The organism is uncultured Algibacter sp. (assembly GCF_947487575.1).
Lineage (GTDB): Bacteria > Bacteroidota > Bacteroidia > Flavobacteriales > Flavobacteriaceae > Algibacter_B.
The window spans coordinates 1-6375 of sequence record NZ_CANKXG010000018.1 but is presented as its reverse complement, the minus strand read 5'-3'; the positions used below and the strand labels follow the sequence as shown (position 1 = coordinate 6375).

2 protein-coding genes are annotated in these 6375 nt (G+C 33.6%); both read left to right on the top strand.

Translation table 11 applies throughout. The annotated features are described in order from the left end of the window. Positions 1-516 (top strand): T9SS type A sorting domain-containing protein (locus tag Q0870_RS15255; RefSeq protein WP_298556750.1); only part of this gene is annotated, 516 nt, incomplete at its 5' end. Positions 517-1410: 894 nt separating this feature from the next. Beyond that, positions 1411-6375 (top strand): LamG-like jellyroll fold domain-containing protein (locus Q0870_RS15250; RefSeq protein WP_363317975.1); only part of this gene is annotated, 4965 nt, incomplete at its 3' end.

Sequence of the window (6375 nt, the reverse complement as noted above, 5' to 3'; positions counted from 1 at the left end):
ATACAAGCCTATGCGCCTATATCAACTGATAAGGTAGTTCCATTAAACTTCAGTTCATCAGGAGATAATGGTTTTGAAATAAGAATTACAGATATGGATAACGTAGAATCAGATCAGGAGATTTACCTACGAGACAATCTTACACAAACCTATTTTGATTTAACTCAGGATTTGGCTTATAGTTTTACAGCAGAACAAGGGATATTCAATGGAAGGTTTGAGATTGTTTTCCAGAGTGAAGCGCAGACATTAAGTACAGATGTTGCAACAGCAAAAGAAAACTTCATGTATTTCAAGAACACGAACAATACGTTTTATGTAAAGAAACTCAATAGTGATGTAATCAAATTTTCTTTAGTGAATATGAGAGGTCAGGCAGTTAAGGAATTAACAGATGTGTCAAGAGAAGAGTTAGAAAATGGAATACAGTTCAATAATATATCTACAGGTGCTTACATAGTTTCTATGCGAACAGAAACCAATGCGGTGTTAACTAAAAAGATTATCGTGAAATAATAATAAGAAAGAATAAAATTAGAAAAAGACTACTGATTTTAAGTAGTCTTTTTTTTGGTTTTAAAATTAATGTTTTAAGGATAATTCATTAAATTCGCGAACTTATAAGAAATAAGAGTAAATGAGCGCTAAAACTTTGGTTTAGAGAAGATTGTGTTTAGCACCGATTTGTCACCAAAGTTTACATCTGTCTTATTATAATAAAATAAAAATTATCAGATGAAATTTCCTGAATATAAAGGACTTGACTTACCAAATGTGGCAGACAACATACTACAATATTGGCAAAAATATAATATTTTAGCTAATTTATGTATTTATTATAGTTAGATTATTTTGACATAATTAACTATTTAACTGTATAAATATTTCTTCCCTTCAGGTTTACATTTTCTGTTAGCATAAACAATAGATTTCACTTAAAACTACAGTTATTAAAACTCAATGAATTTCTAAAATTGAAAATTTTATAGACTTTTTGATTTAATTTTTATTTAAACGAAGGTTTTGAGTAACAAAACTGTTCTTATAGGATCTTTATTGTTTTTTCGATGATATGCATTTTGTCGCTAAAAAAAGTATTTTAATCCGATTTTTTTTAACTTTTGTCGATTTTTTGATGTATTATTGTATGTTATTTTTATTAGAATTTTAAAATTCTAATAAACGAAATATTCTTCCCTCAAGTTTAATTTCAAAATCATTTTAGAATTGAATGCTTTGTACAATATCATGTCATATCTTATTGTAGAGTGACTTATTTGTGTTAAATGAGTCTAAATTTATAATGAGTTTATACATCAATGAATGATGACTTTGTATTTATTCAAATATTTAACAGGTAAAAGTTTTCGAATCATATCTTTAATATAAGGTTACCTAAATCAATTAATCATGAAAATAAAATTACTTTATGTTGTATTTTTAATTTTACCGTTTTTTGTGTTTTCACAAACACCAGGTTTAATTGTAAGAGATGGGGCAGGAAATATTCCTCCTCAAAGTTTATCTTCTGTTTTAGACCCTAATGGTGATGGATATGTCTCTGCAACCAATACTGGGTTTACAACTACAGATATAGGATTAGCAAGTGAGATCCCATATTATTCTGTTCCAGTTATTTCTGAAGAATCTTCAGGAGACATTTCAATGGGACCTAGTGGTGGGTTTAGCGACTTTGTTCAAGATGAAAATGGACATGCATTTTATCAATATTTTGATGGTACTAATTTACTAACAAGATTTCGTTTGGGTAATATTGTTGCGGGAGCTAAAGGTTATAGTGTTTTAATAGATACAGATAGTAAGTTTGGGGTTTCTGATCCCACATATACTACATCCAATCCAGGATTTGAATATGAAGTTGTTGTGCAAACAGGATTCACTATTTCTATTTATGACGTTAATAATGGAAATAGCTGTAATCTTCTATGGGAAAGAACCTTATTAACTAATCCACAGCATGTTCAAACCTCAGTGGCATTAACTAATAATGATGGTGATAGCGATTATTTTATTGATTTTTATGTGCCATTATCCGCCTTTTCAGGTGGAAGCACGCCTTTAACAAGCAGTACGCCTTTACGATATGATATAGCTACTGTGATGGCTCCTAAACCGTCATTATGTGGGCCTTCTTCGGATAAGTATCCTTCAGGAAATCTAATAGTTACACCGCCTTGTACACCTCAGCAAATACTAGATGGAACCTGTCCTACAGGACTTTGTACTAACGCACCAACAGTAAATTCTCCTATTACGGCAGGAGCAACAACCATTTCTGGAAGCTGGACAAGCGCAAGTTATTCTACACAAAGTATAGCAACGATTACCGTATACAAAAACGGAACTCTTATTGGAACAACTACAGCAACATCTGGAGGAAGCTGGAATTTATCTGTTAGCGCACTTGCAAGCGGTGATGTTATTTATGCATCTGCTGTAAGTACTGGAGAAGCTGCTTGTTATGATAGCAATAATGTACAAGTATCTACCGATGTTGCATGCAATCAAACTTCTAGCTGTTTTGATATTTACGATATTTGTACAACACATAAAGGAATTAAAATAGGAACTAATAATGCTATTACAGGAACTGTTATTCCTGCTGGTGTTACAACAAGAGTTTATAGATATAGTGGTTCTGGAGGCATCGTTCTTGAATTTGAGCATACATTTGCTACATCAGTTACAGAATGGGGTTGGGATGGAAGCGCTTATAATACTGGTAACACCTGTTCTGGTTCTTCTGGAGGTGATATACCAGCTGGAAGCTATTTTATAACCTATCAAGAACCTGGAAAATGTGAATCTAGATGTTATGAATTTTGTACTTATGTAAATAATACTCCTGAACCAGATACACCAGTAGCAACAATAGAAACTAATCCCATATCACCAAATACTTCTGAGATAACTGGTGCTGCACCTGCAAATTCTAGTGTAATTTTAGTAGTGTATAAAAATGGCTCAGCTGTTCCAATAAATTTGGGTATTACAACAGCAACAGCAGTAGGAACATATTCTTATGACACTACCAATTCATTTTTACAAGTAGGGGATGTGGTGGAAGTTAGAGCAGTTTTATCAAGCACAAATGATTCCACTCAAGATAAATGTTCAATTCCTGTTCAAAGAACTGTGATTTGTGATGTGCTATCACCATATATATATAATGATAATGGTAATGTAGTTGCAGGAAGCCCACTACAAGGAAGTGCTTCTGTTGAAGGAGGAACAATTAATGTTTATGATAATGCGACTAATGTATTATTAGGAACTACCACGGTAGGTGCAGGAGGAAATTGGACTTTGTCTTCACCAGCTCCTGTTGCAGGAATAGTTTACTATGCTACTTTAACTACAGCTTGTGGTACTAGTGGGAATTCTAATTTAGTTACAGCACTTGCACCCGTTTCTAATCTGCGTTGCGGAACCATAAGCCCTATAACCAATATAAATACAACAGCTGTTAATGGGACTTTAGCAAGTGCAATTGCAAATACGATAGTTTCATTATATATAGATGGATATTATTTGGGTGAAGTGACTACTTCTGGAACAACTTGGTCTGTTCCAGTAAACACTACATTAGCAAACCAAATTTATGAAGGAGGTGTTTTAAGTATTGGAATTAAAGAACCCAATACAGCTGAAATTATTTGTCCTTCTACTTATTCTATTCCTTGTTTTGGACCTAGTGCGCCTAATACAGATAAAACTAGTTACACTGTTTTTACTAATCAACCACAAAGTATAATTATCTCAAATTCTGCAGAAAACACCTTGTATTTTATTGAAAATGCTTCAGAAATGGATATCAGTGATAGTGTTTTTGGAGATGGTGGTTCTATTACTTTAACACTTGAACCAATAACCTCAATAGGAACTTATAATTTTAGTGTAATAGCATTAGACTATTTAACTAATCAATGTAAAGCTTCAAGGAATATTACTATAAATGCAATTAATATTCTGGCAGTAGATGACACCTTTTATAATACATCAGTCACAAATATTTCTGGTGGAATTGCGGGAGATGCTACTGTAAATGATATATTGAACGGAACCCCTGTAGTAGATTCTGATGTTACTATATCTATTATAGCAGATGGTGGATTGACAGGAGTTTCTATTGATACATCCGGAAATATAATGGTTCCAGTAGGAACAACAGTAGGAACTTACCCTGTAACTTATCAAATTTGCGAAGTAGCAAACGCCACTAACTGTTCTTCAGCTATAGCTACTGTAACAGTTTACAATGATTCAGATGCAGATGGTCTTTCAGATATAGTTGATTTAGATGATGATAACGATGGAATTTTAGATACTGATGAGTGTCCAGGAATTATGTATACTGAAACAATTGGTGGAGATATTGCTGCACCTGTTTTTGTTGATGGACTCACGTGTTCTAAAGCAATCAATGAAGAAGAATTTATAATAGGAAGTTTTTCGGTGCCAGCAGGATATACTGTAACCAATATATCTATAAGAATTAAATTTGAAATGTTTGATGGCGAATTTGCTGGAACACCAGGAGCTCGATGTGGTGGTTCGCCTGGTTTTATTTTTGCAGACGAAAAATATTTTGGATTAAAATCACCAAGCGGTGCAATTATTAATTTTGTTGACTATGGAGATTATGGCTCTGGAGCTGGTTCTGGGGTATCTTTTATTGATGTAGATCAAGTATTTAATAGTACAGGTGCAGTAATTGCCAGTGATGCAGATCCAACATACAACCTACCACAATCTGGTACGTTTTTGCCAAAAAATAGTCTAACATCTTTATACCACGAAGCTCCAAATGTGGGAACATGGAATATAATAATTGGAGATGATTATGCAGATGATTATTTATTTGTAGACTTTGCTGAAATTACGTTAACAGCTGTGTATCAATTTTGTGATTCTGATTCAGATGGAATATCAGATCATTTAGATATTGATTCTGATGATGATGGTATACCAGATAATGTTGAAGCACAACCTACAATTGGTTACATAGCGCCAAGTGGTAATGGTCCAGGAATTACAGATGTTAACAACGACGGCATAGATGATAATTATGGAGTTGGATTATTATCATTAGAAGATACTGATGGAGATGGCACGCCAGATTATTTAGACTTAGATAGTGATAATGATACTACGCCAGATATACAAGAAAATGGAATGTCTAATACTATTGGTGCGAGTGATGCCGATGGGGATGGATTAGATGATATTTTTGAAACTACTGTAATAAATGATACTAATTTAGATGTAAACGAAGATATTGAAAACCCATCAGATTTATCGATTTTACCAGATACCGATGGGGATTTAGTATTAGGCGGCGATTTAGATTATCGAGATGTTTTTAATACTAACCCACCGGCTTTATCTAGTTTAGATTTTGATGGTGTAGATGATTATATGGATAGCGATTTAGATATATCAGGTTATACTCAAGCCACCATAATGGCGTGGGTAAAATTAGATTCTAGTTTTTTAAACCAATCTATGATTGTAAGCTATGGCGATTTGGAAATTCTAGCACATAGTTCTACCCAGATGTGGATTACCGTTAACAATGTTCAAATAAAATCACCTAATTTAAATAAAGATGAATGGATACATGTAGCCTTAATATTTGATACCACATCAACAAGTACAAAGCTAAAAGGCTATATAAACGGCGCGTTATTTGGCAGTAGTAATGATGCTTTATTAGCTTCATCAATAACTAGCTCCACTGATAAGTTTACTATAGGTGCCAGAGATTATGATCATGCTAGATTATTTAAAGGCCATATAGACGAAGTACGTGTTTTTGATGTAGCCCTTACCGAGAGTCAGTTACAACATATGGTATACCAAGAAATAGAAAATAATTCAGGAAACGTACGTGGTGCTATCATCCCTAAAGACATTATAGACAATTCAACAGAAGCAACCATTCCATGGGCAAATCTAGCAGCGTATTATCCAATGACGGATATAATCAATAGAACAACTTCAGATTTTTCATCAAATAATAACAAAGCACAATTATATAATATCACCACAGTACAAGTACAAACAGCCCCAATGCCTTATGAGACTTCAAGTGATGGCGCATGGACAAGTGCAGGTACGTGGTTACATGGTGATGTTTGGGATATTGAGAGTACATCTAGCAATAAAGATTGGAGTATTATTCATGTTAAAGATAATGTTAGTGCCAGCCATATTATAAAAAATAATGGGTTGTTTATTGATACAGCCAAAACCTTAACGATTAGTGGCGATAATCAAGTCGAGAACAGTTGGTATTTAGAGCTCAATGGGACTTTAGATTTAGAAGATGATTGTCAGTTAGTTCAAACAGAG